Annotated in this window: 21 protein-coding genes; 15 read left to right on the forward strand and 6 right to left on the reverse strand. The window is 53.2% G+C overall.

Annotated elements, in window-relative coordinates; all coding sequences use genetic code 11:
* Positions 1-43: 43 nt before the first annotated feature.
* The 6 genes from purH to rodA all read left to right on the forward strand — a co-directional run bounded on the left by purH (position 44) and on the right by rodA (position 7,294).
* Positions 44-1,570, forward strand: coding sequence for a bifunctional phosphoribosylaminoimidazolecarboxamide formyltransferase/IMP cyclohydrolase (gene purH / locus BUB30_RS13830; protein ID WP_073134507.1), 1,527 nt, complete (start codon positions 44-46; stop codon positions 1,568-1,570).
* Positions 1,571-1,755: 185 nt separating this feature from the next.
* Positions 1,756-2,781, forward strand: coding sequence for a rod shape-determining protein (locus tag BUB30_RS13835; protein WP_073134508.1), 1,026 nt, complete (start codon positions 1,756-1,758; stop codon positions 2,779-2,781).
* 3 nt (positions 2,782-2,784) lie between these two features.
* The gene (gene mreC, locus BUB30_RS13840) at positions 2,785-3,627 is read left to right on the forward strand and encodes a rod shape-determining protein MreC (RefSeq protein ID WP_073134510.1); all 843 of its coding nucleotides are present in this window, start codon (positions 2,785-2,787) and stop codon (positions 3,625-3,627) included.
* A complete protein-coding gene (locus BUB30_RS13845) occupies positions 3,624-4,136 on the forward strand; it encodes a hypothetical protein (protein WP_073134512.1) in 513 nt (170 codons plus the stop codon). The genes mreC and BUB30_RS13845 overlap by 4 nt, the downstream gene beginning before the upstream one ends.
* A 69-nt stretch (positions 4,137-4,205) precedes the next feature.
* On the forward strand, positions 4,206-6,020 hold the full coding sequence (locus tag BUB30_RS13850) for a penicillin-binding transpeptidase domain-containing protein (RefSeq protein WP_073134513.1): 1,815 nt from the start codon (positions 4,206-4,208) through the stop codon (positions 6,018-6,020).
* On the forward strand, positions 6,020-7,294 hold the full coding sequence (rodA, locus tag BUB30_RS13855) for a rod shape-determining protein RodA (RefSeq protein ID WP_073134515.1): 1,275 nt from the start codon (positions 6,020-6,022) through the stop codon (positions 7,292-7,294). Before BUB30_RS13850 ends, rodA begins: the two co-directional genes overlap by 1 nt.
* 101 nt (positions 7,295-7,395) lie before the next feature.
* Here the strand turns inward: rodA and BUB30_RS35800 are convergent, their stop codons facing one another.
* Entirely contained in the window at positions 7,396-8,505 is a 1,110-nt protein-coding gene (locus tag BUB30_RS35800; protein ID WP_073134516.1) for a hypothetical protein, read from the reverse strand.
* A gap of 131 nt (positions 8,506-8,636) precedes the next feature.
* On the opposite strand from BUB30_RS35800, the gene BUB30_RS13865 reads away from it, so the two are divergent.
* The 4 genes from BUB30_RS13865 (at position 8,637) to recO (ending at position 12,608) form a co-directional block, all read left to right on the forward strand.
* Complete coding sequence (locus BUB30_RS13865) at positions 8,637-8,960, forward strand: 2Fe-2S iron-sulfur cluster-binding protein (protein WP_073135180.1); 324 nt, start codon at positions 8,637-8,639, stop codon at positions 8,958-8,960.
* An 84-nt stretch (positions 8,961-9,044) separates the two neighbouring features.
* Positions 9,045-9,641: a thymidine kinase gene (locus BUB30_RS13870; RefSeq protein ID WP_073134518.1), complete on the forward strand. Its 597-nt coding sequence runs from the start codon at positions 9,045-9,047 to the stop codon at positions 9,639-9,641.
* Positions 9,642-9,643: 2 nt separating this feature from the next.
* Positions 9,644-11,875: a type IX secretion system anionic LPS delivery protein PorZ gene (gene porZ, locus BUB30_RS13875; protein ID WP_178377102.1), complete on the forward strand. Its 2,232-nt coding sequence runs from the start codon at positions 9,644-9,646 to the stop codon at positions 11,873-11,875.
* Between the two features lie 64 nt (positions 11,876-11,939).
* Complete coding sequence (gene recO, locus BUB30_RS13880; RefSeq protein ID WP_073134521.1) at positions 11,940-12,608, forward strand: DNA repair protein RecO; 669 nt, start codon at positions 11,940-11,942, stop codon at positions 12,606-12,608.
* Positions 12,609-12,667: 59 nt separating this feature from the next.
* Here the strand turns inward: recO and BUB30_RS13885 are convergent, their stop codons facing one another.
* Positions 12,668-13,264, reverse strand: coding sequence for a superoxide dismutase (locus BUB30_RS13885; RefSeq protein WP_394334001.1), 597 nt, complete (start codon positions 13,262-13,264; stop codon positions 12,668-12,670).
* A 227-nt stretch (positions 13,265-13,491) separates the two neighbouring features.
* Between BUB30_RS13885 and BUB30_RS13890 the strand changes: the two genes are divergently transcribed.
* Positions 13,492-14,463, forward strand: a complete 972-nt coding sequence (locus BUB30_RS13890) for an isopenicillin N synthase family dioxygenase (RefSeq protein WP_073134525.1) — start codon at positions 13,492-13,494, stop codon at positions 14,461-14,463.
* A gap of 24 nt (positions 14,464-14,487) precedes the next feature.
* Complete coding sequence (chrA, locus tag BUB30_RS13895; RefSeq protein ID WP_073134526.1) at positions 14,488-15,687, forward strand: chromate efflux transporter; 1,200 nt, start codon at positions 14,488-14,490, stop codon at positions 15,685-15,687.
* Between the two features lie 65 nt (positions 15,688-15,752).
* Here the strand turns inward: chrA and BUB30_RS13900 are convergent, their stop codons facing one another.
* Positions 15,753-16,484: a hypothetical protein gene (locus BUB30_RS13900; protein ID WP_073134528.1), complete on the reverse strand. Its 732-nt coding sequence runs from the start codon at positions 16,482-16,484 to the stop codon at positions 15,753-15,755.
* Between the two features lie 73 nt (positions 16,485-16,557).
* Between BUB30_RS13900 and BUB30_RS13905 the strand changes: the two genes are divergently transcribed.
* Positions 16,558-16,962: an OsmC family protein gene (locus BUB30_RS13905; protein ID WP_073134529.1), complete on the forward strand. Its 405-nt coding sequence runs from the start codon at positions 16,558-16,560 to the stop codon at positions 16,960-16,962.
* On the opposite strand, the gene ytxJ is transcribed toward BUB30_RS13905, so the two are convergent.
* The 3 genes from ytxJ to BUB30_RS13920 form a co-directional block, all read right to left on the reverse strand.
* Entirely contained in the window at positions 16,952-17,293 is a 342-nt protein-coding gene (ytxJ, locus tag BUB30_RS13910) for a bacillithiol system redox-active protein YtxJ (RefSeq protein ID WP_073134531.1), read from the reverse strand. The genes BUB30_RS13905 and ytxJ overlap by 11 nt on opposite strands.
* A gap of 5 nt (positions 17,294-17,298) precedes the next feature.
* A complete protein-coding gene (locus BUB30_RS13915) occupies positions 17,299-19,158 on the reverse strand; it encodes a hypothetical protein (protein WP_143164898.1) in 1,860 nt (619 codons plus the stop codon).
* 360 nt (positions 19,159-19,518) lie between these two features.
* A complete protein-coding gene (locus tag BUB30_RS13920; protein WP_073134535.1) occupies positions 19,519-21,498 on the reverse strand; it encodes an alpha-ketoacid dehydrogenase subunit alpha/beta in 1,980 nt (659 codons plus the stop codon).
* Between the two features lie 125 nt (positions 21,499-21,623).
* Between BUB30_RS13920 and BUB30_RS13925 the strand changes: the two genes are divergently transcribed.
* Together BUB30_RS13925 and BUB30_RS13930 are read left to right on the forward strand one after the other, a co-directional pair.
* On the forward strand, positions 21,624-24,653 hold the full coding sequence (locus BUB30_RS13925; RefSeq protein WP_073134536.1) for a sensor histidine kinase: 3,030 nt from the start codon (positions 21,624-21,626) through the stop codon (positions 24,651-24,653).
* A gap of 87 nt (positions 24,654-24,740) precedes the next feature.
* A complete protein-coding gene (locus BUB30_RS13930) occupies positions 24,741-25,979 on the forward strand; it encodes a M16 family metallopeptidase (protein WP_073134538.1) in 1,239 nt (412 codons plus the stop codon).
* Positions 25,980-25,981 lie beyond the last annotated feature (2 nt).

A 25,981-nucleotide genomic window follows, 5' to 3' on the forward strand; every position in this document is an offset into this window, starting at 1 on the left:
TTTTGCACCTCGATTTGTAAACGCTTTAATCTCATAAACTTCCATGTCCAGCCGCAAGATCACCCGCGCCCTCATTTCTGTTTTCTATAAAGACAATCTGGAACCCATCGTTCACACCCTGGCCAAGCAAGGCGTGGAGTTTGTGTCGACCGGCGGCACGCAAGAGTTTATCGAGAAGCTCGGCTACCCCGTAGTGCCGGTGGAGAAACTCACGGGCTATCCCTCCATTTTTGGAGGCCGCGTAAAGACGCTGCATCCCGCCGTTTTTGGAGGAATTCTTTACCGGCGTGAAGATTCTGGCGACTTGAAACAGGCCCAGGAATTCAACATTGCTCCCCTGGACCTGGTCATCGTAGACTTATATCCCTTTGAAGAAACGGTGGCCAAGGGCGGCAGCGAGGAAGATATTATTGAGAAGATCGATATCGGTGGCATTTCTCTTATCCGCGGGGCAGCCAAGAATTTCCAGGATGTGCTCATCGTCTCGTCGCGCAAGCAATACGGCGCCCTGTTGAGCCTGCTGCAGTCGGGCAACGGCACGACTTCCCTGGCCGAGCGGAAAAAGTTTGCCGCCATGGCCTTCGATGTCACGTCGCATTACGACACGGCCATCTTCAACTACTTCAACCAGGAATTCCAATTCCCCGGTTTCAAGAAAAGCATCCCGGATGGTCGCACGCTTCGCTACGGCGAGAACCCCCACCAGCGGGGGACCTTCTATGGCGACCTCGATGGTTTGTTCGAGCAATTGAATGGCAAAGAGCTTTCTTATAATAACCTGGTCGATGTCGACGCCGCTGTGAACCTGGTCAAGGAATTTGAGGGCGAGACAGCATTTGTTATCATCAAACACACCAATGCGTGTGGCGTGGCGGTAGCCCCCACTGTAAAGGAAGCCTATCTGAAAGCTTTCCAGGCCGACACCCTCTCCGCTTTTGGCGGTGTGCTGGCCACCAACACGAAGATCGATCTGGCCGCAGCCGAAGAGATCAACAAACTTTTCTTCGAAATTCTCATCGCCCCGGCCTACGACGAGGACGCTTTGGCCTTGTTGAAGTCTAAAAAGAACCGGATGCTGCTGCTACAAAAACAGTCGCTGAAGGAGACCATTCAATATAAGAGCATCCTCAACGGTGTGATCGAGCAAGATCTCGATCTAAAGACCGACGCCCGGGAAGATTTGAAGGTGATGACGAAGCGCGCGCCCAGCGCCCAGGAGGTAGACGCCCTGTTGTTTGCCAGCAAGATCTGCAAGCACACCAAGTCCAACACGATCATCCTGGCAGTAGACGGACAGCTGGTGGCCAGCGGTGTGGGCCAGACCTCGCGTGTGGACGCTTTGAAGCAAGCCATCGAGAAGGCGGCGGCGTTTGGTTTCACGCTCAACGGAGCGGTGATGGCTTCGGATGCATTCTTCCCTTTCCCGGATTGTGTGGAAATTGCTCAACAACACGGTATCAGGGCGGTCATTCAACCCGGGGGTTCGGTGAAGGATCAGGATTCGATCGCCTTTTGTGACCAACACCAAATGGCCATGGTCTTCACCGGCATCCGACACTTCAAACACTAATAATGTTGTAGTTGTTGATTACTTCTTCGAGTGTAAGTTAAGAGCGATAAATTATTTTTACTGGCGCTAAAAAACTTACATTTTTGAAGCGTAAATCTTTAATTTGGTAAATTAAATGCAATTTTGCGTTTTACTCTCCAGTATATCAGGCGTTCACCACTTTTAACAATAGGCAAAAGACATACATGGCATTTTTTGACTTCTTCACCAGCGATATCGCGATAGACCTGGGCACTGCAAACACCCTGATTATCTACAAAGATAAGATCGTAGTCGATGAGCCTTCCATCATCGCGCTCGACAAAGTGAACACGAAGGTTCTGGCCATCGGCCGGGAGGCCATGCAAATGCATGAAAAGACCCACGATCACATCAAGACCATCCGCCCTTTGAAAGAAGGCGTGATTGCCGACTTCCAGGCGGCCGAGATGATGATCCGCGGTCTCATTAAAATGATCGACACCGGCAAACGCCTCTTCCCACCGTCATACCGCATGGTGATCTGTATTCCTTCGGGCATCACCGAAGTGGAGAAGCGTGCCGTGCGCGACTCGGCTGAACACGCCGGCGCCAAGGAAGTATACATGATCTATGAACCCATTGCCGCAGCCATCGGCACGGGTATCGATATTGAGCAGCCCATCGGCAACATGATCGTTGACATCGGTGGAGGAACGACCGACATCGCGGTGATCGCCCTTTCGGGGATCGTCTGCGACCAGTCCATCCGCGTCGCCGGCGACACGTTTAACCGCGACATCCTGGACTATATGCGCCGCCAGCACAACCTGCTGATCGGTGAGCGCTCTGCCGAGAAAGTAAAGATCGAAGTAGGTTCTGCCCTGACGGAACTGGACGACGGCCCTCCGGATTATGAGATCCGCGGTCGCGATCTTATGACCGGTATCCCCAAGACCATCAAGATCAGCTATTCTGAAATTGCTTTCGCCCTCGACAAATCCGTTTCCAAATTGGAAGAAGCCGTATTGAAAGCATTGGAGACCTCACCTCCGGAATTGTCGGCCGACATCTACGAACGTGGCATCTACCTGACGGGTGGTGGAGCTTTGTTGCGCGGGCTCGACAAGCGCCTGGCCTTAAAGACCAAATTGCCCATTCACGTGGCAGACGATCCGCTGCGCGCCGTGGTTCGCGGCACCGGCCAGACCCTGAAAAATATTCAACAATATCGTGCAGTATTGATGACGTAAGACATGGAGCGGCTCCTTCTGTTTGTTTATCAAAACCGCGCCTTTTTTTCCTTTCTAGCATTAGAGATTTTTTGCGCCTGGCTGATCGTGCAAAACAATCAGTACCAGGGCACCAAATTTTTTAATTCCTCCAATGGGCTCGTCGCCACCATGAACAACTTCTCGCAAGGGGTGCGTGACTATTTCCAACTGAGCGAAGTGAACCGGATGCTGGCCGAGGAAAACGCCGCCCTTAAAAAGCAGCTGGGCCGTCCCGGGCATCCCATGGTCTATCCCCTGGATTCGCTGACCATCCGCGACTCGGTGATGGTGAAACAATACGATTTCATCAGCGCCAAGGTGGTCAACAACCACGTTGACTTCTTCAAAAACTACATCACCATCGACAAGGGAAGAGACGCCGGCCTGGAAGCGGGCATGGGCGTGATCAGTCCATTGGGCGTGGTGGGTAAGATAAAAACGGTGTCCAGCCACTACAGTGTGGTCACTTCCATCCTGCACATCGACTGGATGGTGTCGGCGCTGCTGAAGCGCACCGGCGATTTCGGAACGGTGCAGTGGCAGGGAAGCGATCCCGACCACATTATCCTCAAATACATTCCACCCCACGTCAAGCCCGTGGTGGGCGACTCGGTCGTTACCTCCGGCTTCAATGCCATTTTCCCGGAAGGCGTCATGATCGGCACGGTGGACGACGTGAAGCTTCGCAATGGGGCGCTTTTCTATGACTTGCAGGTGAAACTCAGCCAGGATTTCCGGAAGCTTTCCTTTGTGACCCTGGTCAAAAATAATCTGCGGCAAGAGCAGGATTCGGTGGAACAGGTTATTCTTAAACTGGAACGATGAGCAGGTTCAGCATTTTAAGCATCATATCCTTTTTCATTTACCTGTTCTACCAGGTATTGATCCTGCAAAACGTTGTGCTGTGGCACACCGCATTTTGTTTTCTGTATGTAGCCTACCTGCTGGTGCTTCCCGTGGAAACCAACCCGCTCGTGCTGATGGGCATTGGGTTTATGATGGGCTTCACGGTGGACCTCTTTTACGAGAGTATTGGCCAGCACGCCTTCGCCTGCGTGCTCATCATGTACGTACGCAACTATTGGCTCAATAATCTTACACCACAAGGCGGTTACGACAGCGGCGCCGTACCTTCGCTGGCGTATGGAGCACAATGGTTCGTGGTCTACATCACTCCCATGCTGTTCCTGCACCACGTGGTGCTGTTCTATATAGAGGCCGGTGGCTTCGGTATGTTTTGGTTCACGCTGTGGAAGGCAATTACCAGCACTTTTTTTACTTTGTTTGTAATTTTAATTGCGCAGTTCTTGTTCCCCAGCGGAAGAGGTCGCTAAGCTTTGCGCGCGACACATGTCTTTGTATTTTTTTACGCCCGGTAGAAGGATTTAAAACTTTGTCGACACATGAATGAAGGCAGGAAAGAAATAATTCAGATCGTATTTGTGCTGGTGGCCTTCGTCTTCCTGGTTAAACTTTTCTTTATCCAGGTGCTGGACGACCGCTACGCCCAATTGGCTAATAGCAACGCCATTCTACGCCAGATCGACTACCCTGTACGCGGCCTGATCCGGGACCGTCACGGAAAGCTCATTGTATACAACACCCCGGAATTCGATCTCCAGATCATCCACCGGGAGGTAAAGAACCTGGACACCGCTCGTTTTCTCGACGTCTTTTCGCTCACCCGTGCAGAGCTTCTTCAGACCTTCAAGGAATTGAAGCAGAAAAAGGAATACTCCCCGGTAAAACCTACCATCTTCCTGACCAAGCTTTCCGCCCGCGACTTTGCCAAGATCGAAGACAACATCGACGAGTTCCCGGGTTTCTACATCCAGGCCCGTACCACGCGTGCTTATAACGCCCAGGCGGCAGCCAATGCCATCGGGTATGTGAGCGAGATCTCGAAAACAAAACTGGAAAAAGATAAGACCGGCATCTATAAGCAAGGTGACTACATTGGCCAAAGCGGCATCGAAGCCTTCTACGAACAATATCTCCGCGGCACCCGCGGCGTGCGTTTCAAACTCCGAAACGTTGACGGCATCGAAAAAGGATCTTTCCGCGACGGCGAAATGGACACCTTGTCCACCCCAGGCCAGGATCTGACAACAACGCTCGACCTGGACCTGCAGAGCTACGGCGAGTACCTTATGAAAGGAAAATCCGGAAGTATTATCGCCATCGAACCGAGCACAGGCGAGATTTTGTCCATGGTCTCCGGTCCATCCTATGATCCCACGCTGTTGACGGGTAAGAACTACAGCTCCAACTTCGTGCTCATCAGCAACGATACCATGAAGCCGCTGTTCAACCGGCCGCTCATGGCCCAATACCGCCCCGGCTCCATCTTCAAAATCGCGCAGGCCATGGTGGCCTTACAGGAAGGGGTGATCACGCCGGAGACGCGCATCCGCTGCGACCGCTCCATCATCGACTGCCACGGTCCACACACCAATGAAGACCTGCGCGGGGCCATCACCAACTCTTGTAATCCGTATTTCCGCGACGTTCTTCGTAGGATGCTGAACAAGGGCAAGTCCAACAATCCATTTGATGACACCCGCATCGGTTTGACAGAATGGGACAAGCACATTAGCAGTTTTGGTTTTGGAAAGCGACTGGGCATCGATTTGCCAAACGAGAAAAACGGATTGGTCCCTAGCCCTGCATTCTATGACCGGGCGTATGGCGGGCGACCCTGGAAATTTTCAAACATCTATTCCATCGCTATCGGTGAGGGCGAAAACCTGGTGGTGCCGCTGCAGATGGCCAACTTTGCGGCCACGGTGGCCAACAAAGGATATTACATCACGCCACACCTCGTGAAGTCCATTGGCAATTCCGGCAAACCCTTGCCTGCGTATATCGAAAAGCACTACACTACCATTGACTCGATGTATTTCAGGGTAGCGGCCGACGCGATGCAGCGCGTGGTGGAAGAGGGAACGGGCCAGTACCGCGCCAAACTGAAAGATGTCATTGTGTGTGGCAAGACCGGAACGGTACAAAACGATCCAAAGCCTGCACACGCCGTGTTCATTGCCTTCGCCCCGAAAGTAAATCCGAGGATTGCCGTTTCCGTCTATGTTGAATCCGCCGGTCAAGGTGGACGCTCGGCGGCCTCCATCGCCAGCCTCATGATTGAGAAATACTTGTACGGCGCCACGCAGCGACCGCAGATCGAGGAATACGTGTTGAAAGGAAAATTCCTGAACTGATGAGAAACAACAACGACATCATATCCGACAAAATGGATTGGGTGACCGTGGCGCTCTATTTCGCCATTGTCTTCCTGGGGTGGATAAACATCTACGCCGTTACCTATGACCAGGCCAAGAGCATTTCGATCTTCAACGTCGATATCAACTCCGGACGGCAACTTATTTTTATCGTCGGTTCCATTTTTATCATCCTGGCCATTCTCATCATCGACATGCGGTTCTATGAGACGTTCGCCTATGTCATCTATGGGGCGATCCTCTTCCTGCTGTTGCTGGTGCCGATCGTCGGAAAAGAAGTGGGTGGCAACAAGGCTTGGTTGGGCATTGGATCGTTTGGTGTTCAGCCTTCGGAGTTCGCCAAATTCGCCACGGCGCTGGCCGTCGCGAAGTATATCGGTTCCGTTGGGTTCAGGATGGACCAATTGCGCAACCAGATCATACTCTTTGCCATGATCGGGGCGTCGATGTTGCTCATCCTATTACAAAAAGATACAGGAACGGCCCTGGTGTTCACGGTTTTTACGCTGGTCTTTTTCCGGGAAGGTATGTCGCCCATGCTCATCATTTGCGGGGTGGCGGCAGCGGTCATTTTTATCCTCACCCTATTGGTCAATTCGTATTACCTCTTCATCGGCATCGGCGTCATTCTGGTCGTTGCCATTGTGATGGGTAAGAAAAAAATTAAACGCATCGCGATGCTCACCGCCGCAGCGATCGCCTTGTGTTGTGTGATCATCAGCGTGGACTATGTGGTGACCAACGTGCTAAGACCTCACCAACAAAACCGGATCAAGGCCCTCATCAATCCCGATGCCGACCCGCTTGGTTTTGGATGGAACGTCACCCAGTCGAAGATCGCCATTGGCAGCGGTGGATTTTTGGGCAAAGGATTTTTGAAAGGCACGCAAACCAAATTCGATTTCGTGCCCGAGCAGAGCACCGACTTTATTTTCTGCACCATCGGCGAAGAGCACGGCTGGCTGGGCAGTCTTTTTATCATGACCCTTTTCGTGGGCCTGCTCTTGCGGATTGTGTTTTTGGCGGAGCGACAGAAAAATCGTTTTGCGCGGGTGTATGGGTACTCAGTGGCGTGTATTTTCTTTTTCCACTTTGCCGTCAACATCGGGATGACCATCGGGTTGTTCCCCGTGATCGGGATCCCGTTGCCCTTCTTCAGCTACGGCGGATCTTCGCTGTGGGGCTTTACGATCCTGTTGTTTATCCTGCTCAAACTGGATATTCACCGCATGCAAGTATTGCAACGGATCTAAACGCCGCCTGATTTCCTTACCGTACTTTCAGAGAAGCCACCAAGGCAATCTTGGAGGACCGTCCATGGCTCGAGAATAGTTTTGCAAATGACAGCGGCCTTTTACAGGAACCGTCTTTCCACCAGTTCCATAAATTCATGGAACTCCTCGCTGTCGTGGTCCCAGCCAGTCGCGTGTTCCTCTTCGATGTAGCGCATGGCCGCTTTGATGTTGTCGTAGCGATCGAGTTGGTCGATGGCGCGGCTGAACAATTCGAAGTCACCGTGAAAGAGCACTTTGGTGAACATGAATTTTTGGTTGATGGTGAGACTGTCTTTGATCTTCCCGATCTTTTGAAAATTGTCGATGACGGCCGCGCGGGGTTGTTGTTTGATAGACTCGTTCAGCGAGGGCTGGGGTGCCTGGGGCTTTACCTCGGGCGCAGGCTTGGAAGGCTGTGGCGCAGGTTTAGGGGGCTCGGGTGCCTTCGGCGTTTCTTCTTTTACCAGGGGTGTGATCAACGGCTGGCCTGGCGGCGGTGGCAAGGTGGGCGCGGGCTTAGGTGCTGGCGGCGTTGAAACAATTTCGGGCGCTTGCATTTTGGACACATAAAACTTGTTCGCATCCAGGGGCACGACGGCCGAGAATTTCTCCAGGTATTCCTCCACATCTTCCGGGTTGAAGTTCACTTCTTCCAGGATCTGGTCCAGGATGGCAAAGGCTTCGTTCCCGGAGATTTCCTTGACGTCTCTTTCTTCCAGTTTTTGCAGCATGCGCTCGAGGGGCGCTTTGTTTATTTTCAGGTATTTGATCTCTTCGCGAAAGGGCGCCACTTCCAGTTTGTTGTTCTTTCCCGCGAGGATCATGGCAAAGAAATCGTAGGGATCGAACACGGCCAGCAGCGCTTGGCTGACGGCCTTTTTCAATAAGGGGGCAAAGTGGGCCTGGCCAATGGAGATGTTTTGCGACAACACCCGCATTAAATTCTCAAGCGATTCCTTCACTTCCTCGTTCTCGTAGTCGAAGTAGGCGCTTTTCAGCTTCTTGGTCTCTTCGCGCCACGACTTGAACAGCTCGCGCACGATAAAAAGATTTACCTGCTGCACGTTGCACAGCGACAGGATCTCCTGTCCCGTGATCTTTTCTTTCGAGGCAAAGAATCCCTTCAGCACTTTGTCGGCGTAGGCATCGCCATAGAGGGCGATGGCTTCCAGACTAATCTTTTCGTCCATGCGGTAATAGTCAGATTAATACTTTGGCTATAAAGTTAATGGATATTCAGCAATGTGCACATTCCGGGCCCTCCGGATCAACCCTGGTTTTTGCCGTTGAATTTTGCCTATTTCAATCCACCGAAAACGCCATGGCCAAACTCACGATCGAAAATCTTTTCCACCGGGAATTGGAGGTCAGCGACCTCTCCAAAAGCCTGTTGCACCACCTGCACAGCCACGGGGTTGACTGGATGCACGCCTGTGGTGCCAAAGGTCGTTGCACCACGTGCAAAGCGATCGTCGTGGGTGGTCTGCAGCATCTAAACGCGCCCACGGCCCCGGAATTGCGATACCGCCAGGAGGGCCTGTTGCGGGAAAATGAACGGCTGGCATGCCAGACTACGCTGCAGGGCGACGTCTGCATCCGGGTGCCGGAATCGGGGAAGTTGCCCCACGTTCAATACTCACCCTAAGTTCGCCCGCGTTTCCGGTCAACCGCAGAAACTTTGCCCTTGCCGCCCACCCCACATCCGGCGACAACCTCTATCTTTAAGCCCATGTTTATCGAACCCCATCTTGGCAGAGGATCCAGGCGCGAACAGGCGGGCTGGATCGAAGTGATCGCCGGCTGTATGTTTTCCGGTAAGACCGAGGAACTGATCCGCCGGCTCAACCGGGCCATCATTGCCAAACAGCACGTGGAGATCTTCAAGCCCGTGATCGACCGGCGCTATCACCAGGAGCAGGTGGTGTCGCACAACGAAACCGCCATTCGCTGTACCCCCGTAAATTTTGCCAACGACATTTTGCTGCTGGCTGGCAACTGCGACGTGGTGGGCATCGACGAGGCCCAGTTCTTCGACGATGCCATCGTGGAGGTTTGCAACAACCTGGCTAACCAGGGCAAGCGCGTGATTGTAGCGGGGCTGGACATGGACTATGAAGGAAAACCCTTTGGCTCGATGCCGCAGTTGCTGGCGGTGGCCGAGTTTGTCACAAAAGTTCATGCCATCTGTGCACAAACCGGCGAACTGGCGTCGTTCTCTTTCCGGTTGAGCGACAACGATGCGCAGGTGATGCTGGGCGAAAAAGGAGAATATGAAGCGCGCAGCCGGACCGCCTTCCTGCAAGGCATGAAAGAAAGAAAGAAATGAAAATGCCCCGTCTTCTTTGCCGGATCGCGGCGACTTTGTTTTTGAGCTTCGCTTTGTTCCCCCGCCTGGTTTTCGCGCAGGGCGACATCCCGCTAGGCAATTGGCGGATGCACATTTCCTTTAACCAGATCAACAGCATTGCGATCGGCAATCAAAAAGTATATGCCGCGGCGCGCAACGGCGTGATGGTATTTGACCGGGCCGACAACAGCATCACCACCTATTCAAAACTCGATGGACTGAAAGGACAAGCCATCACTTCGATTGCTTATGACGTCCCTTCACAGACCCTCCTCATCGCCTACGAGAACGGCGTACTGGATATCGTGGATAGCCAAAATGTGATCACCAGTCTCGACCCCACAAAAAATTCCTCCCTCACCGGCTCAAAGAAAATCAACAACATCACCGTTCACGACAACCTCGCCTACCTCGCCGCAGATTATGGCGTAGTGCTCTTCGACGTGCGGAGCAAGCAAGTCAAAGAAACCTGGCGCGACCTGGGCGCCACGGGCGAAACACTAAAAATCCTGCAAAGCGCCTTCACCACCGACAGCGTCTTCCTGGCCACCGGAAAAGGTGTGATCGCCGGCAGCCTCGACGATAACTTGCTCGATTTTAACAATTGGAAACGTTTTGATACCGGCGACTTCAATGCGCCTATCCAGTCGGTTGCGTCCGTAAACGAAAAGGTTTACGCGGCGATCAACGCTTCCGGAATTTTCGAATATGGCAATGGAAGCTGGACCAAAGAAACCTTTCTGCAGGGCGCAACATTCCAATCCCTCAATTCAACCGAATCGACCCTCATCATCGCGCAAGATGACAAGGTCTGGACACTCTCCACGTCCAATGCCTTGTCGCTGGTAGCCGACAAGCTCATCACCCACCCCTCCATGGCGTTGCTGGACGCCGGCAAACTTTGGATCGGCGATGCACTCAATGGACTTGTCACCAACGCGAACGGCCCCTTCATCCGTTTTGTACCCAACAGTCCCGTCAATGCCACAGCAGTTCGACTGACGTCTCAAAATCAAGTCATGTATGCTGCAGCGGGCGGGCACACCACCGATTTCAAAGCACAAGGCAACCCCGGTATGATCGACATGTTTCAACAAGGTTCCTGGGCCGTGGAGACCACCGCGTTACAAGATCTTACCGATGTCGCCTACATCGCGACGACACAATATGTTTCATCGTTTGGATGGGGCGTGCAGCGATGGGACGAACAAGGCGCGGTCACGCTCTACGATGAGACCAATAGTCCGCTCGTTAATACGGCACCACCGGATCGCCACGTGAACATCACCAGTCTGGCGGTTTCCGAAGACGGACTGTGGGTTGCCAATTATGGCGCTGCCCAGCCCCTGCATTTATTAAAAAGTGACAACACCTGGCAGTCTTTTTCTTTTACCTATGCGCCGGCGCGCTTTCCAACAAAGTTGGTCACGGATCTTTATGGCAGTGTCTGGATGGTGCTCAACCCCGACTCCGGTGGCGGCCTGGTGGCGTTCAATAAATCCAAATCGGTCTATCTCACCAACATTGCCGGGGCAGGTGGATTGCCCAGCAAGGCTGTGCGCTCCATCGCCGTGGATCGCGACGGACTGGTTTGGGTTGGGACGGACCAGGGCGTGGCCTACTTCATCGATCCCTACGGCGTCTACGATGGAGCGGTGGATGCCATCAAGCCTATTTTCGATGACCGCTTTTTGTTGAAGGACGATAAAGTAACAGCGATCGCTGTGGACGGGGGCAACCGGAAATGGATGGGCACGGAACGCGGGGTTTGGTTGTTCGGTCCGGACGGACAAAGCCAGGTGTATAATTTCACCACGGCAAATAGTCCCTTGCTGTCGAATGTGATCCGCGATATCGCGATCGATGGAAAAAACGGAGAAGTTTTTTTTGCTACCGACGAAGGAATTGTGTCTTTCCGCGCCGACGCGACGGAAAGCACGTCGACATTTCAGACGGTGAAGATCTTTCCCAATCCCGTCTCCTCCGAGTTCGCCGGTACGGTAGGGATCACGGGCCTGGCCACGGATGCTATCGTGAAGATCACCGACATCACCGGCAAGCTGATCTGGCAAACCCAGGCCAACGGTGGCACCGCCTCGTGGAACACCCTTGACTACACCGGGAAACGACCCTCCACCGGCATCTACCTCGTGTTCAGCGCCACGCCCGACGGAGCCGAAAGCGTTGTGGGCAAGATTGCGTTTGTTGACTAGGGTGAACAATAAAATCGCGTAGCGTGACGCGGTCCGTTCCGTTATCGCGTAACTTTCCGGCATCATGCTGCATAAGACAAGGGGCATCGTTTTCAGGTTCACGAAGTATGGCGAGACGTCCATCATTGTCAACATCTTCACCGAACTTTTTGGCTTGCAGAGCTACATCGTGAACGGTGTGCGGAGTAAATCCTCAAAGAATAAGATCGCGTTGTATCAACCGCTTACGCTGCTGGAAATGGTGGTCTATCATCGCGAGAACGCCAACATCAACCGGATAAAAGAAGTGAAATGCTTCTATCCCTATCAAACCATACCGGTAGACATCAAGAAATCGGCGTTGGCTATTTTTATAAACGAAGTGTTGAACAAGACCGTGAAGGATGAAAGTCACGCTCAGGATCTGTGCACCTTCCTCATGGAGTCGCTGCAGGCGTTGGACCAGATGACGGAAAAGGCGGAGAATTTTCACCTCCTGTTCCTCCTCAAGCTGAGTCGCCTCCTGGGGTTTGGCGCCTACAATCTCATTGAAGTGCTGGGTCCCCGGGCCTCGGACGAGGAAACGGAACGGCTATTGGCCCAGCTCATTCCTGCGGACTACAACACTTTTATCGCCCTGACCAATACGCAGCGAAGAGCGATCCTTGAATTGTTGCTGAAATTCTATGCCGATCACATTGATACTTTCGGAGAGATGCGGTCGGTGCAGGTGTTGCGCGATGTGATGGGATAATTCAAAAAAAAAGAAGGCAGAACGCTCTACCTTCTTTTTATATTTTGTGATGCTCCGGCCTAACCTAACCGTTTAGCCACTTCGTCCCAGTTTACGACGTTATACCAGGCGGCTACGTAGTCATTTCGTTTGTTTTGGTATTTGAGATAGTAGGCATGTTCCCACACGTCGAGTCCCAGGATCGGGGTGCCTTTCAATTCGCTGCTGTCCATCAGGGGATTGTCCTGGTTTGGGCTGGAGCCGATCTTGAGCTTGCCGCCATCGCTGACCAGCCAGGCCCATCCGGAACCAAAGCGGCCCATGGCGGCCTGGGTGAATTGTTCTTTGAATTTGTCGAACGAACCGAACGCACCGTTGATGGCATCGCCGATCTTTCCCGTGGGGCCTGCCGCGCCGGGAGGGCCCATTACCTGCCAGAAGAAGTTGTGATTCCAGGCTCCGCCGCCGTTGTTCCGGGCTTTCGGCGACAGCTTGGAGGCGTTGGCGAAGAATTCTTTTTCGGTAGCGAACGTGATCTTATCGGCAGCAATAGCATCGTTCACATTCTTGATGTAGGCGGTGTGATGCTTGTTGTAGTGAATGTCCATGGTGGTGGCATCGATGCTGGGTTCGAGCGCATTGTAGGCATAGGGCAACGCCACCTGCGAAAATTGCAAGGCAGTTAAAGTTTTTGTTTCAACGTGCGTGTCTGAAGGCTGGGTAGAAAAGGCGGCTGTGGCCTTGGCAATGACCGGTGAACTCACCGTGGCCACTACCGTTGCCTTCAGCGAATTCTGAATAAACTTTCTGCGTGAAGTGTTCATAAATTAGGGTGCGTTTTGTCTGAAGTAAATTTACTTAAAAATCTTTAGCTTGCTGAACCAATTAACATCGCTCATTACCTATGGAAGAAATATTGTATGACGAAATTCCATCGCTCGATCTTGCCGATTTTTATGGTGACGATCCCGCGAAGAAGAAGAAATTTGTCGCCGATCTAGGCGCCGCCTACCACAGCATCGGCTTCGCTGCCATTCGCCATCATTTCCTAACAACCGAGATGCAGGATAAGTTATATGCAGCGATTAAAAAATATTTTGCCCTGCCCGACGACGTAAAGAAAAAGCACGAGCTCGCCGACCTGGCCGGACAACGCGGCTACACCGGCAAAGGCAAAGAACATGCGAAAGGAAGAAACACCGGCGACCTGAAAGAATTTTATCACGTGGGCCAGGAGTTGCCCGCAACGGAGTTGGCCAAAGAGGGCTATCCCGAAAACATCTGGCCTGCCGAAGTGCCCGAGTTCAAAGCCGTGTCGAACGACGTTTTCCGGGCGCTGGAAAAAACCGGCACCTATATGCTGCGTGCCATCGCGCTCTACCTGGAGTTGCCCGAGCATTATTTCGACGACAAGATCAAACACGGCAACAGCATCCTTCGCCCCATCCACTACTTCCCCATCGAAAATCCCGATGCCGTTCCCGCCGACGCTGTGCGCGCCGCCGAACACGGCGACATCAACCTCATCACCTTGCTCATGGGCGCCAGCGCCGATGGCCTCCAGGTGCTGCGTCGCGATGGCAAGTGGATTCCCATCACGGCCCTGCCCGACCAATTGGTAGTGAATGTAGGCGACATGCTGGAGCGCCTTACCAACAAGACGTTGAAGTCCACCATCCACCGCGTGGTGAACCCACCCCGGCAATTCATGAATACCCCACGTTACTCCATACCGTTCTTCATGCACCCCCGGTCGGAGATGAGCCTGGCCGCATTACCGCACTGTGTCAGCGCAGCGCAACCGAAAGCCTGGCCCGACATTACGGCCGGCGAATTTTTGAACCAACGCCTTCGTGAAATCGGCTTGAAGAAATGATGACCACCACAAAGCCCTAACCTGGTGGTCCAGCGCGTCCGATATTACATTTTTCTGCGCGATGTGCTCAGCCTGGCCCTCACCACGTTTGGAGGGCCCCAGGCACACCTTGCCCATTTTCACAAGGTGCTCATCGACAAACGCCACTATCTCACGGAAGAGGAGTTGATGGAGATCAACTCGCTCTGCCAGATCCTGCCCGGCCCAACGTCCACCCAAACCCTGACGGCCATCGGCTTCAAGATCGGTGGTCCCAACCTGGCGTATCTCACGTTGCTGGTATGGGTCTTGCCCGCCGTCTCGCTGATGACGGCCGCGGCCATGATCATGTCGAGCATCGAGGCCAAGAACTGGTCGCTGGAGTTCACGCGGTTCATTCAGCCCATAGCCGTAGGGTTTGTAAGCTATGGTGCCTACATGATCAGTCAAAAGACGGTCACGACCAAAACGGGTATAGCCCTCATGATCATGGCCGCGGTGGCTTCGTATTTTTTACAAACGCCCTATGTATTCCCCATCATCCTCGTGGTCTCCGGGTTGATCACGGCCTTAAAATATAAAGCACAACCCAAGGAATTGGATCGGAAAAAAATCATCGTGCCCTGGAATAACTTTCTGCTCTGGGCAGGCGTGCTCATTTTTGCCGCCGTGTTGGGAGCGATCACGAAAGCGTTGCCCGTGCGATTGTTTGAAAATTTTTATCGTAACGGAAGTCTGGTATTTGGAGGAGGCCAGGTGTTGGCACCTTTGCTGTATACTGAGTTCGTGCAGTATGCGCCAAAACCTTACCATCCCACTTCACACGAAGAATTTCTTTCGGGATATGCTATCGCACAATCTTTGCCGGGACCGGTGTTCTCTTTCAGCGCTTATATCGGCACGCTTTCCATGCGCGATCATGGCACGCTGGGGAAATTATTAGGGGCGTTGGCTTCTGCGGGTGGTATCTTTTTGCCGGGCACGTTCCTGATCTTCTTCACCATCCGGTTTTGGGAGAGCCTGAAAAAATACCGCGCCGTGCGGGCATCGTTGGAAGGCATCACGGCGGCCAGTGCAGGGTTAGTGGCCACGTCGGCGATCATCATGTTTCAACCCCTGGAGCATACGGTATTGAATTTCTCCACGACCATTATAACGTTCCTGCTACTGGCCTTTACACGCATTCCTTCGCCCCTGATCATTCTGGGCGGATTGATCTTAGGCTTTCTGCTGAGAGGCTTCTAAAGCCCAAAGTCGTTTGCTGAATGGCTCAACAACCATCCCAATCCAATTCATCAAAAAAGTAAAGCTTATTTTCTACTGCCGTAGAAGAGCGTGAGGAACAGCGTGGGGTACACGGCATAGTTCTTCGTGGAGGGCATCATCTCGATGGTGCTGGAATAGGCATCGATCAAAAATCCGGCTTCAAAACCTGTCACCTGGCTTTTGATCGTTCCCAATTCAAAGTTCATGGCCGCCTTGAAATTTATTCCGGGCTTGATCTTGGATTCCGATAAGCCTTCGAAAAGTCGTCCGGTGCCGGCGATGTAGTCGATGTTGATGTTCGGGTTATACGGTGCGCGCACCGTGTAGCTGCCTCCTCCTTCCGGAAAATATTCAACGTAATAAGGGGCTACCACACCAATGGTGGGACCGATGGCAAACACACCTTTTATTTCCACGCCCTGGTGAGGCGCTTTTTTAAACAGGATGATGTCGCGGCCGTATTGCAGGCGGATGGCATAGAGATAATTCGATTTGCCGTAGATGAAAAGATTACCGGTTTGAATGGAATTGGTCCTTCTTTCCTGGGGATGTTTCACGTTCATCAGCTCCAGACCGAAAGTTTCCAAAACACGGTCATTGAGCTTGCGGGCTTTTTTGAACACCAGACCACCGATCAATCCTCCCGATGTATTTTTGTTAATACCCCAGGTGAATTCCGAACCGTATTCATAGCTGTCTTGTGTTTGGCCGTAGGTCCCCGCAACGATCAACACCAGGAAAAAGGTAAGGAGAGAAAACTTTTCACGCCGCCGCATCTGTCTGAAATCTTTACGATAAATTTAGGGTTAAAATTACCTAACGCAAACACTAAACTCTAAGTTATTCTTTATGGTTTCCATGACCGGGTATTACAAGGGCGATTTAAGAACAGAAGTCACCCATCTTAAGTCGGGCAATGTGGTGATAACGGATGCGCCCCCCGATAATAATGGCAAGGGGGAGGCTTTTAGCCCTACTGACCTCACCTGTGCCTCCCTGAACAGCTGCATGATGACCCTAATGGGGATTCTGGCCCAACGCGAGAATATCGACCTTGCCGGGCTGCGTTCGGAGATCGTTAAGATCATGCACCCCTCTCCCCGCAGAATTCTCGAGGTCCAGATCACTTTCACCCACGACAACCTCGTGGCCACCGATGTTCAAAAGGAAAAGCTGCGGCGTGCCGCACTCACCTGCCCCGTGGCCTTGAGCCTGTCGGAGAACGTCAAGCAAACGGTCACCTTCAATTTTTAAGCGCGTCGCGGATGGCACGGTAGTCGATGCCCATGTGTGACTGGTCATAGACGGATGCGCCTTTCTCAATGATCAGCACCTGGGGCGATTCATGCTCCACCTGGAATTGGTCGGCAATGCGGTTGGAAATATCGCGGTTGTTGATCAGGTCCAGGAAATAGGGTTTGAGGTGGCCCATTTCCGATTCGTTCCAGTTGCGCTCCAGGCGGTCGAGCGCCATGCGACTCACGGAGCAACGGGTGCTGTGCTTAAAGATGAGCACGGATTTTTCTTTGGATTCCTCCAGGATTTGATCTACCTGCTGAGGAGATTTCAACTCACTCCACTTCATAGCTTTTAGTCGTTCCACATTCCCGCTTCACCTTTGTCATACCGGGGCTTTCTGCCCTTTTCCTTCAAGTGGTCAGGCTGTGTATCTTGTTTTTTAAATAAACGCGCCCACCATAGCTTAAAGTTCGTGAGCATATCCCTTTCGTCGTCTACATTGTTCTTGTTGAGCTTGATAAACTTGGTGTCGGGATGAAGTTCTTTGTTTTTCGCAAAGAGTTTGAATTTCTGCATTTTGATGTTGCCCTGGTAGGCCGACGCGCGCGCGAATGCTTTGCCTGGCTCGCGGGTTTTCAGGGCATCTTCCGAGCTACTCGGGTTGCGAACGTAGTCCCAGTTGCGCTTCATGCTTCGGGCATATTCGCTGGCTTTCACCGTCGCTTTGGTTGGTTTTATGCCGGGCATGGCCCCCTCCGCTGCGTGCGGCTTTTTGCCGTATTCGCGTTGCTTCACTTTCACCTGCAGCTCACCGGCCTGGAAAGTGGCATCGGTCGGCTTGAGTTTTAATAAGGCCTCATCGGCGGAGTTCTTGTTCTTGACATAGGGGCGGCGCTTCACTTTAACCTGAAGACCCTGGGTGTCGTCGTTGAGGGGCAGCTTGGAGACGATAGGCTCTTCGTTGTTATTCCACAATTTTCCGCTCACGCTGCCGCCACCTTTTTCAGGCCGGTGGCCGCGAATATTTCCTTGAAAAAGAGCCTCCCTGCCACCGTTTTTTGGATGCCTCACAATGATCGGGTGTTCTTTATTGTTCCACAATTTCCCACTCACACTGCCCCCGCCTTTTTCCGGGCGACGGGCCCTGACATTCCCGGAGAAGAGCGCTTCCTTGCCATTGGTCTTGGGAGCCGTTCCGTCGAGGGGACGACCCTGATTGTTCCACAACCGGCCACTCACGCTGCCACCCCCTTTGTCGGGGCGATGGCCTTTGATATTTCCTTGAAAGCGGGCTACTCCGGCACCTTGTTTCGTTGGTCTGCGCGACATTAAAGGTTGGCCATTGTTGTTCCATCCGCCGCTCACAGAGCCTCCACCACCAAAGGTCTTCCTTCCCCGGGTCCGGTTTTCATAGCGACGTATGCTCTCGTCGCTCCTTCCTGGTCCTTTGGGTGGCACGGGCATTCCTACCTGGCTTTCCCTTGGTCTTGTCTTTGGCTGGTAGCCGCGCGCTTTGCCATAGACGGCACCGGAAATCGATCGCGGCTTTTTTGATAAAATGGGCAGGCCCTCAACTCTTCTTTTGCTGGTAAAATTTCTTCCCCTCACCCTGCGGCCGGCCACATCGCCGGTCCATGCATTTTCGCCGCGGCGCATGGTGGTGCGATGACCACCGGCGGCAGGCCCTTTATAGGCCCTGTCGCCCAAACGCGACTTTCGGCCCGCATAGGGATGGAACGTTGGAGCGATCACACGACCACTGGACGTTTGAGGAGTTCTCTTACGCAGGGGTTTCCCGGCCAGGTCTCGTGTAGTGGCTTGCTCAGGTCTTCGCTTGGGTCGGGGAAAGTTGGCGTAGACGTTTATGCTTTTGCGCGCCATGAACGCCCGCGAGCCGGACTGCGGCACGATCCTGGGTTTGGGACCTCCTTCTTTCGGAACCGGGCCTTGAATTTTTTTCAACTTCGCCAGGGTTCCCCGGTTCGACACAGCCTTTTCCGCGGATCTTGGACGAGTGGAGGGATTGTGTGTATATCTTCCGTATTGCGGATAGACGTTGCGCGAGCTGCCGGCCGATTCGCGGTTGCGAATGCGTCGCCCGGTAATGTCACCGCGCCATGCTTTTTGACCTCCCTTCTTAGGCTTGGGCGCGAAGCTGGGCCGGATCGGCTTGCCGGGACGGTCGGTGCCCGATGCCCGGCGATGCGGCACGTATGCCCGCGCGTTACTGGCAGAGGATCGTTCACTGGACTTAATGCGTTTTTTATTTCTTGCTTTTCTGCCCGGCCCGCTGCCTCCTGATTTGCGAAAGGGCGTACTAAAACGGCTCTCCCGGCTCGGCCGGTCCCCCTTCGAATTTTGACCAAACGAGGGAGCTGCCAAAAGCATCAGAAGGATGCCCAGGACCAGGAATTTCCAGGTTGAAGATCGGACAGGAGTATGGTGCGCGATGGCGTTCAAAAAATGGTGTCAGAAACAGGCCAAGTTAAGGAAAATTTATGATTGCTTCCCAGGGCCCGGCCCGGGGTATGAAAACGCCAGCCGAACCCCTTTTCTTTTCGATTGCCGGCATTAAAATTTCAGCAGCTCTTCAATAGCGTTTTTCAACCGTCCTTTGGGCAGAAAATTCTGCTCCAGGGTCGGGGCAAAAGGTATGGCGGTGTCCAGCGAGGCCACACGTTTCACCGGCGCATCGAGGGATGAAAAGCAATGCTCGTTTATCCAGGCGCTGATCTCGGCACCAATGCCGCCGGTCAACGTATCCTCGTGCAGGATGAGCACGCGGTTGGTCTTCTTCACACTTTCGGCAACCATGTCTTTGTCCCACGGCAGCAGCGTGCGCAGGTCGATGAGGTCTATGGAAACATCGCTTAGTTCTGCGGCTATTTCGCGCGCCCAATGAACACCCATGCCGTAGGTGATGATCGATAGGTCCGTTCCTTCGAGGATGCGTTTGGCCTTGCCAATCTCCACCGTATAGTAATCGTCGGGAATGGTGTCTTTGATGGAGCGGTAGAGTAGTTTGTGCTCAAAGTACATGACCGGGTTCGGGTCTTCAATGGCGGCGCAAAGCAATCCCTTGGCATCGTAGGGGTCGGAGGGGTAAACGATCTTGAGACCGGGTGTGTGAAAGAACCAGGCTTCGTTGCTTTGCGAATGAAACGGGCCTGCGGCTGTGCCGGCACCGGTGGGCATGCGCACTACCACATCGGCGTTCTGGCCCCAGCGCCAATAGGCTTTAGCGAGGTTGTTGACGATCTGGTTAAAGGCTTCCGTCACAAAGTCGGCAAACTGCATTTCCACCATGGACTTCATGCCCTTGATGGACAGTCCTAAGCCCGCACCGGCAATAGCCGATTCGCAAATGGGCGTGTTGCGCACCCGTGGTTTTCCAAATTTCTCCACGAATCCTTCCGTGATCTTGAACACGCCGCCATATTCAGCGATGTCCTGACCCATGAGCACCAGGTTGTCGTAGCGCTCCATGCTTTGCCGGAGTCCGTCGCTGATGGCATCGATGAATCGTTTCTCTGATTTTTGTTCCGATGCCGGTTCCACCACCTCTTGTTGAAAGGGCGCATACACATCCGTCACCTCCGCGGCCGTTTCGGCCACAGGATGTTTCTCCTCGAAGGCGATGGCCAGGCCATCTTCAATTTCTCTTTTTATGATCTGGCGAAGATCGTCCGCATAAGCCTGGTCGATGATGCCCTCTTTCAGCAGGTATTGTTCGTAGTTGTCTACCGGATCTTTCTTCGCCCACTCGTCCATGAGGGCTTTGGGTACGTATTTCGTTCCCGACGCTTCTTCGTGTCCGCGCATGCGAAACGTCCGGCACTCGAGCAGCACAGGGCGGGGTTGTTGGCGCATGTTTTCTGCCAGCAGTCTCACGGTGTCGTATACTTCGAGAATATTGTTGCCATCGATGCTGAGCGCGTCGATGCCATAGCCGATACCTTTGTCGGCAAAGCTCTCGCAGCGGAATTGCTCCTGGCTTGGGGTGGACAGTCCGTAGCCGTTGTTTTCGATGACGAAGATCACGGGAAGATCCCACACGGCAGCCACATTCACCGCCTCGTGGAAGTCGCCTTCGCTGGTGCCCCCGTCGCCATTGAACACGACCGTGACTTTGTTTTCTGCTTTCAGTTTGGAGGCCAGGGCAATGCCATCGGCCACGCCATTTTGGGGACCGAGATGCGAGATCATGCCCACGATGTGATGCTCGTTCGTTCCGAAATGGAAGGAGCGGTCACGGCCTTTGGTATAGCCCATCGGCGTGCCTTGCCATTGGGCAAACAGTCGCTCAAAAGGCATTTCGCGACCCGTAAAAACACCCAGGTTGCGGTGCATGGGCAGGATGTATTCATCTTTGTCCAGGGCTTGCGTGATGCCCACGGCAATGGCCTCCTGGCCGATGCCGCTGAACCACTTACTGATGCGGTTCTGCCGCAGCAGGATCAGCATTTTTTCTTCGATGAGTCGGGGACGGAGCAGGGCTTGGTAAAGACCTTTTAAGGTGCTGTCGCTAAGGTGCTTTTTCTGAAAGATCATATCGCGAATATGTGGCCGCAAAGTTAACCGACTTTTCGAGTCATGGATTGGGCTGGAGTGTATTTACAAACCTTTGAAATTCAGGGAAAAACTTCTATACTGGTCATGTATTCCTTACCTGAACCATGCGTTTCGGCATTTTGGCCCTGTTTGTGTTGATTTTTTCAGGCCTGACCGCCCAGGAATACCGTTTTCGACTCTACCGCGTAGAACAAGGCCTGCCCAGCGATGTGACCAAGGCCGTAGCCGAAGACTCCCTCAACTTCCTTTGGATGGCTACCGACGACGGCCTGGTGAAATACGATGGACTTTCGTTCACCACCTACAAACACGCTTTCCGAAGTCAGTACATCAAAAGCTTTTTGAAAACCCGCAGCGGGCGATTGCTGGTCATCGGCGACCTGGATGTGGTGGAGATCCAAAACAAGATCGACACCGTGCTGTTCAAGACCCTCATTCCGGGCTCGCGCATGCCGACAGATTCAACTGTATCTTCCCCAAAATCGATCTATGAAGATCGCAGTGGTATTATCTGGTTGGGTGAGCCAGAATCGGTGCTGCGCTATGATGGGAAGTCCATCAAACGTTTCAACTTCGGGGAGGCCAACCGGTCGCCCATCTTCATTCGCTCGTTCAGTTTTTTTGAAGACCTGCACGATAACCTCTACGCCATCTCCTACCAGGGCAATGTTTTTCGGTACGACGATTTGTTGCGCGATTTTGTGCCCGTACCCGGTGCGTTACCCAGCAACGTCAATCACGTTTTGTTTTTCAACGGCAAACTGCTGGTGGCCAGTGGCAGCGGATTGTTTGAAGCGGAGATGGAAGATCTTCACATTAAGACCGTCAAGAAGGCCCTCCCTATTCCGAACGCATCGTACTTAATGGCCACCGAGGATGCCCTATGGGTATGCACGTACGACCAGGAGCTTTACCGCCTTTCGCACAGTAACTACTTCGACCTGCAGGTGCTGGACTATAGTTTCAAGGGGATCAACAGTTGCTACGCCAGCAACGAAGGCGACATCTGGGCCTCGACCGACAAAGGAATCGTGCTGGTGCAGGAAGAGATTTTTTTGCAGGCGGATGTAAATTCCGAAGGCCATTTTGTCGAAGGCATCGCACACGACCGTGAGCATCACCTCACCTACTACTGTACGAAAGAAACCCTGGTGGAGCTAAAGCCCGTGCCCGATGGCAGCTGGGAACATACGCTGCGCTACAGCAACAAAGACGCCTATTTCCAATCGCTCACCTCCAACAAAAAAGGTCTGTGGGCCAGCAGCGTGTCGGATGTTTTTCTCTTTGAGAACGGGGAGATCAAGAAGCAATGGAACTTTGCCGGGCAGGGAAATTTTGTGCATGATCTTTACATCGACAAGCATGACAACGTGTGGATGGGGCAAGCGGGAACCAGCAAGGTCACCGTCATCACCGACTCTTTCAACATCCGTCATTTTGATGTTCCCATTGCCAAGCAGAGCGAAATTAACCTGGTACGTGAGGGCCCGGGTGGCATGTATGTGGCCGCCAGCGGGATTGGAGGCTACTTGTTCTTTAAACCCTACAATGGGTCTTCGTTCAAAAATGTTAGCCTCCCCGTGGCCTTCCAGACGCGGGGCGATTTCAATATCCAAGACATGACATTCCAGGGCGACGTTCTTTGGATCGCGTCGACCGAAGGATTGTTGCGCTATGATGGCCGCACCATCAGCCGTGTAGACTTTGGCGAAGTGTTCTCCACTTTTTTCGTCAGCTCTGTTGAAACGCTGGATGACCAGAACATCATTTTCTCCAATTCCTTCGGACTGTTTTGCTACAATACGACGTCTCACGAATTTGGGCTGTACGATGAGAACTCCGGTCTGCCCAGCAATGCCATCACCGACCACGGCATTTCGATCGACCAGGACCAAAGGGTGTGGATCGGCACTTCGTTCGGGCTGGCCTATACGGAGAAATCGCTAACCGAAAACGAGAAAACGGTAAAGCCCTATGCCACGGGCGCGCAAGTGGATGCCCGGCACACCCCGTTTGTAAATGGCGTGTATGCTCCCTATGGTTCTTTCATTAACATTCAATTCTCGCCCATCACCTTCCCCGAAAACAAGATCAACCTGCAATGGCGCATGCGGGGCGATAGCCTGTGGCACAAAGTGGACTATCACGAGGTAAGCCTCTCCAGTCTATCGGCGGGAAAGCATACCGTGGAGGTGCGCGCCAAGAAGAACCTGGGTTTAGGATGGAGCGAAACGCGGACAGTGGATGTTTATATTTCGCCACCGTTCTGGCAACGCGCCGAATTTATCATGCTGGTGCTTTGCGCTGTGCTGCTCATTTCCTGGGCCTCGTTCAGCGTGAGTTCGCGGATCATGCAAAAGCGCAAAGAGTTTCTTCAGAACCTGGTGAATAAACGCACAGAAGAGTTGCAAAAGGCAAACGAGGAACTCACCGTGCGCAACAGTGAACTGGACCGCTTTGTATACAGCGCCTCGCACGACCTGAGTGCACCGCTTAAATCCATCCTGGGCCTAATCCGCGTGGCGCGGCTCGACAATCCCGGCGACGGGCACAAAGAATACCTCACCATGATGGAACGCAGCGTGCTGAAGCTGGAGGAATTTATCAAAGACGTGGTGAGCTATTCGCGCAACACGCGCATGCCCGTGAAGCTAGAGCCGTTCCGCTTCGACGATATGGTGAAAAGCATTCTACAGGATCTTCAATATTCCCCGGGCTTTGCCAAGATCCGGTTCGCTGTGAAGGACGAACTTCAGGGCGACCTGGTCAGCGACCCCATCCGGGTGCGGATCGTCCTGAACAACCTGATCTCCAATGCCATCAAATTTCACCTGTTCGAGAACGGCCGTCAGCCGTATGTGAACATCGAGCTGCGTTGTAAAGCCAAGCAATACGTGATCGTCGTGGAAGATAACGGCCAGGGCATCGAGGAAAAACACCTGGGTCGTATTTTCGAAATGTTCTATCGCGCCACCGAAAATGCGCAGGGCTCCGGGTTGGGGTTATATATTTTGAAAGAGACCGTCACCAAATTGAACGGGTTTGTGGAGGTGCGGTCCGCCTTTGGCGAAGGCACGATCTTTACGATCACCCTGCCCGACCGGGTCCACCTCGACCAGGTGCAGCCGACCTAAACGCGGGGAACGGGCTTTCGGTTTCCCTTCTGAAACTTAATTTTCTGTTGGCATCAAACATCGCCAGGTTTATTACTTTTGTGCCCGATGATAACCTTTAGTGAATTTCAACTGGCGAATGGACTCCGCGTGATCGTGCACGAAGACCCTACGGTGCAGATCGCCGTCATGAACATTTTGTATGACGTCGGCTCCCGCGATGAGCGCCCGGACAAAACCGGCTTTGCCCATTTGTTCGAGCACCTCATGTTCGGCGGATCGGCCAACATTCCCAACTACGACGAGCCGTTGCAACGCGTGGGCGGCGAGAACAACGCCTTCACCAACACCGATATCACCAACTACTACCTCACCCTACCCGCCTCCAATATCGAGACGGGGTTCTGGCTGGAGAGCGACCGCATGAACGGTTTATCGTTCGATCCCAAAGTGCTGGAGGTGCAACGGAAGGTGGTGATCGAAGAGTTCAAACAGCGCTATCTCAATCAACCCTATGGCGACGTCTGGTTGAAGCTACGGCCGCTGGCCTATCACGTCCACCCCTATCAATGGGCTACCATTGGCAAGGAGATCAGCCACATCGAGAACGCCACGATGGAGGATGTGAAGGAATTTTTCTTCCACCACTATGTGCCCGACAATGCCGTGTTGGTCGTCGCCGGAAACGTGACGGTGGAGCAGGTGAAACGGCTTTCCGAAAAATGGTTTGGCCCTATCCGGGCTGGCAAACAATCGCGCGCGCTGCCGAAAGAGCCTGCGCAAAAGCAAAAAAGAGCATTGGATGTGAACGCCAACGTTCCGGCAAACGCGCTGTACAAAGCCTATCACATGGGCGCCCGTTTTGATGCCGATTATTATACGTCCGACCTGCTGAGTGATGTGCTGAGCCGCGGACAATCCAGCCGCCTCTACCAAAAGCTGGTGAAGGAGAAAGAGATCTTTACTTCCATTTCTTCGTTCGTGATGGGCACGGTCGATCCGGGTTTGTTTGTGATCAGCGGCCGCGTGAAAGACGGTATCACCCTGGAGCAGGCCGAAGGTGAAGTGAATGAAATTCTGTCCACCCTCGTGGCAAAAGGAACCGACGAGGAGGAGCTTGAGAAAGTAAAAAACCAGACCGAGTCGACCCTGGAATTTGGCGAGGTGGAAGTGATGAACCGCGCCATGAACCTGGCATTCGCCAAACTATCGGGCGACACCAACCTGGTGAACGAAGAAGCGGAACTGATCCGCGCCGTGACGACCGCCGACATGCAACGTGTGGCACAATCCATTCTGCGCGAGGAAAACTCCAGTGTGCTTTATTATCGCGCGGAGAAAAAATAAGA

This window comes from Chryseolinea serpens (assembly GCF_900129725.1).
GTDB classification, from domain to species: Bacteria; Bacteroidota; Bacteroidia; order Cytophagales; family Cyclobacteriaceae; genus Chryseolinea; species Chryseolinea serpens.

Excerpts from the sequence above, each read along its gene's own strand:
- BUB30_RS13930 (WP_073134538.1), top strand. The coding sequence starts at position 24,741 with ATGATAACCTTTAGTGAATTTCAACTGGCGAATGGACTCCGCGTGATC.
- BUB30_RS13925 (WP_073134536.1), top strand. The coding sequence starts at position 21,624 with ATGCGTTTCGGCATTTTGGCCCTGTTTGTGTTGATTTTTTCAGGCCTG.
- BUB30_RS35800 (WP_073134516.1), bottom strand. The coding sequence starts at position 8,505 with ATGGACGAAAAGATTAGTCTGGAAGCCATCGCCCTCTATGGCGATGCC.
- BUB30_RS13920 (WP_073134535.1), bottom strand. The coding sequence starts at position 21,498 with ATGATCTTTCAGAAAAAGCACCTTAGCGACAGCACCTTAAAAGGTCTT.
- porZ (WP_178377102.1), top strand. The coding sequence starts at position 9,644 with ATGCCCCGTCTTCTTTGCCGGATCGCGGCGACTTTGTTTTTGAGCTTC.
- BUB30_RS13845 (WP_073134512.1), top strand. The coding sequence starts at position 3,624 with ATGAGCAGGTTCAGCATTTTAAGCATCATATCCTTTTTCATTTACCTG.
- BUB30_RS13850 (WP_073134513.1), top strand. The coding sequence starts at position 4,206 with ATGAATGAAGGCAGGAAAGAAATAATTCAGATCGTATTTGTGCTGGTG.
- BUB30_RS13870 (WP_073134518.1), top strand. The coding sequence starts at position 9,045 with ATGTTTATCGAACCCCATCTTGGCAGAGGATCCAGGCGCGAACAGGCG.
- recO (WP_073134521.1), top strand. The coding sequence starts at position 11,940 with ATGCTGCATAAGACAAGGGGCATCGTTTTCAGGTTCACGAAGTATGGC.
- BUB30_RS13865 (WP_073135180.1), top strand. The coding sequence starts at position 8,637 with ATGGCCAAACTCACGATCGAAAATCTTTTCCACCGGGAATTGGAGGTC.
- purH (WP_073134507.1), top strand. The coding sequence starts at position 44 with ATGTCCAGCCGCAAGATCACCCGCGCCCTCATTTCTGTTTTCTATAAA.
- mreC (WP_073134510.1), top strand. The coding sequence starts at position 2,785 with ATGGAGCGGCTCCTTCTGTTTGTTTATCAAAACCGCGCCTTTTTTTCC.
- BUB30_RS13835 (WP_073134508.1), top strand. The coding sequence starts at position 1,756 with ATGGCATTTTTTGACTTCTTCACCAGCGATATCGCGATAGACCTGGGC.
- ytxJ (WP_073134531.1), bottom strand. The coding sequence starts at position 17,293 with ATGAAGTGGAGTGAGTTGAAATCTCCTCAGCAGGTAGATCAAATCCTG.
- rodA (WP_073134515.1), top strand. The coding sequence starts at position 6,020 with ATGAGAAACAACAACGACATCATATCCGACAAAATGGATTGGGTGACC.
- BUB30_RS13900 (WP_073134528.1), bottom strand. The coding sequence starts at position 16,484 with ATGCGGCGGCGTGAAAAGTTTTCTCTCCTTACCTTTTTCCTGGTGTTG.
- BUB30_RS13890 (WP_073134525.1), top strand. The coding sequence starts at position 13,492 with ATGGAAGAAATATTGTATGACGAAATTCCATCGCTCGATCTTGCCGAT.
- BUB30_RS13905 (WP_073134529.1), top strand. The coding sequence starts at position 16,558 with ATGGTTTCCATGACCGGGTATTACAAGGGCGATTTAAGAACAGAAGTC.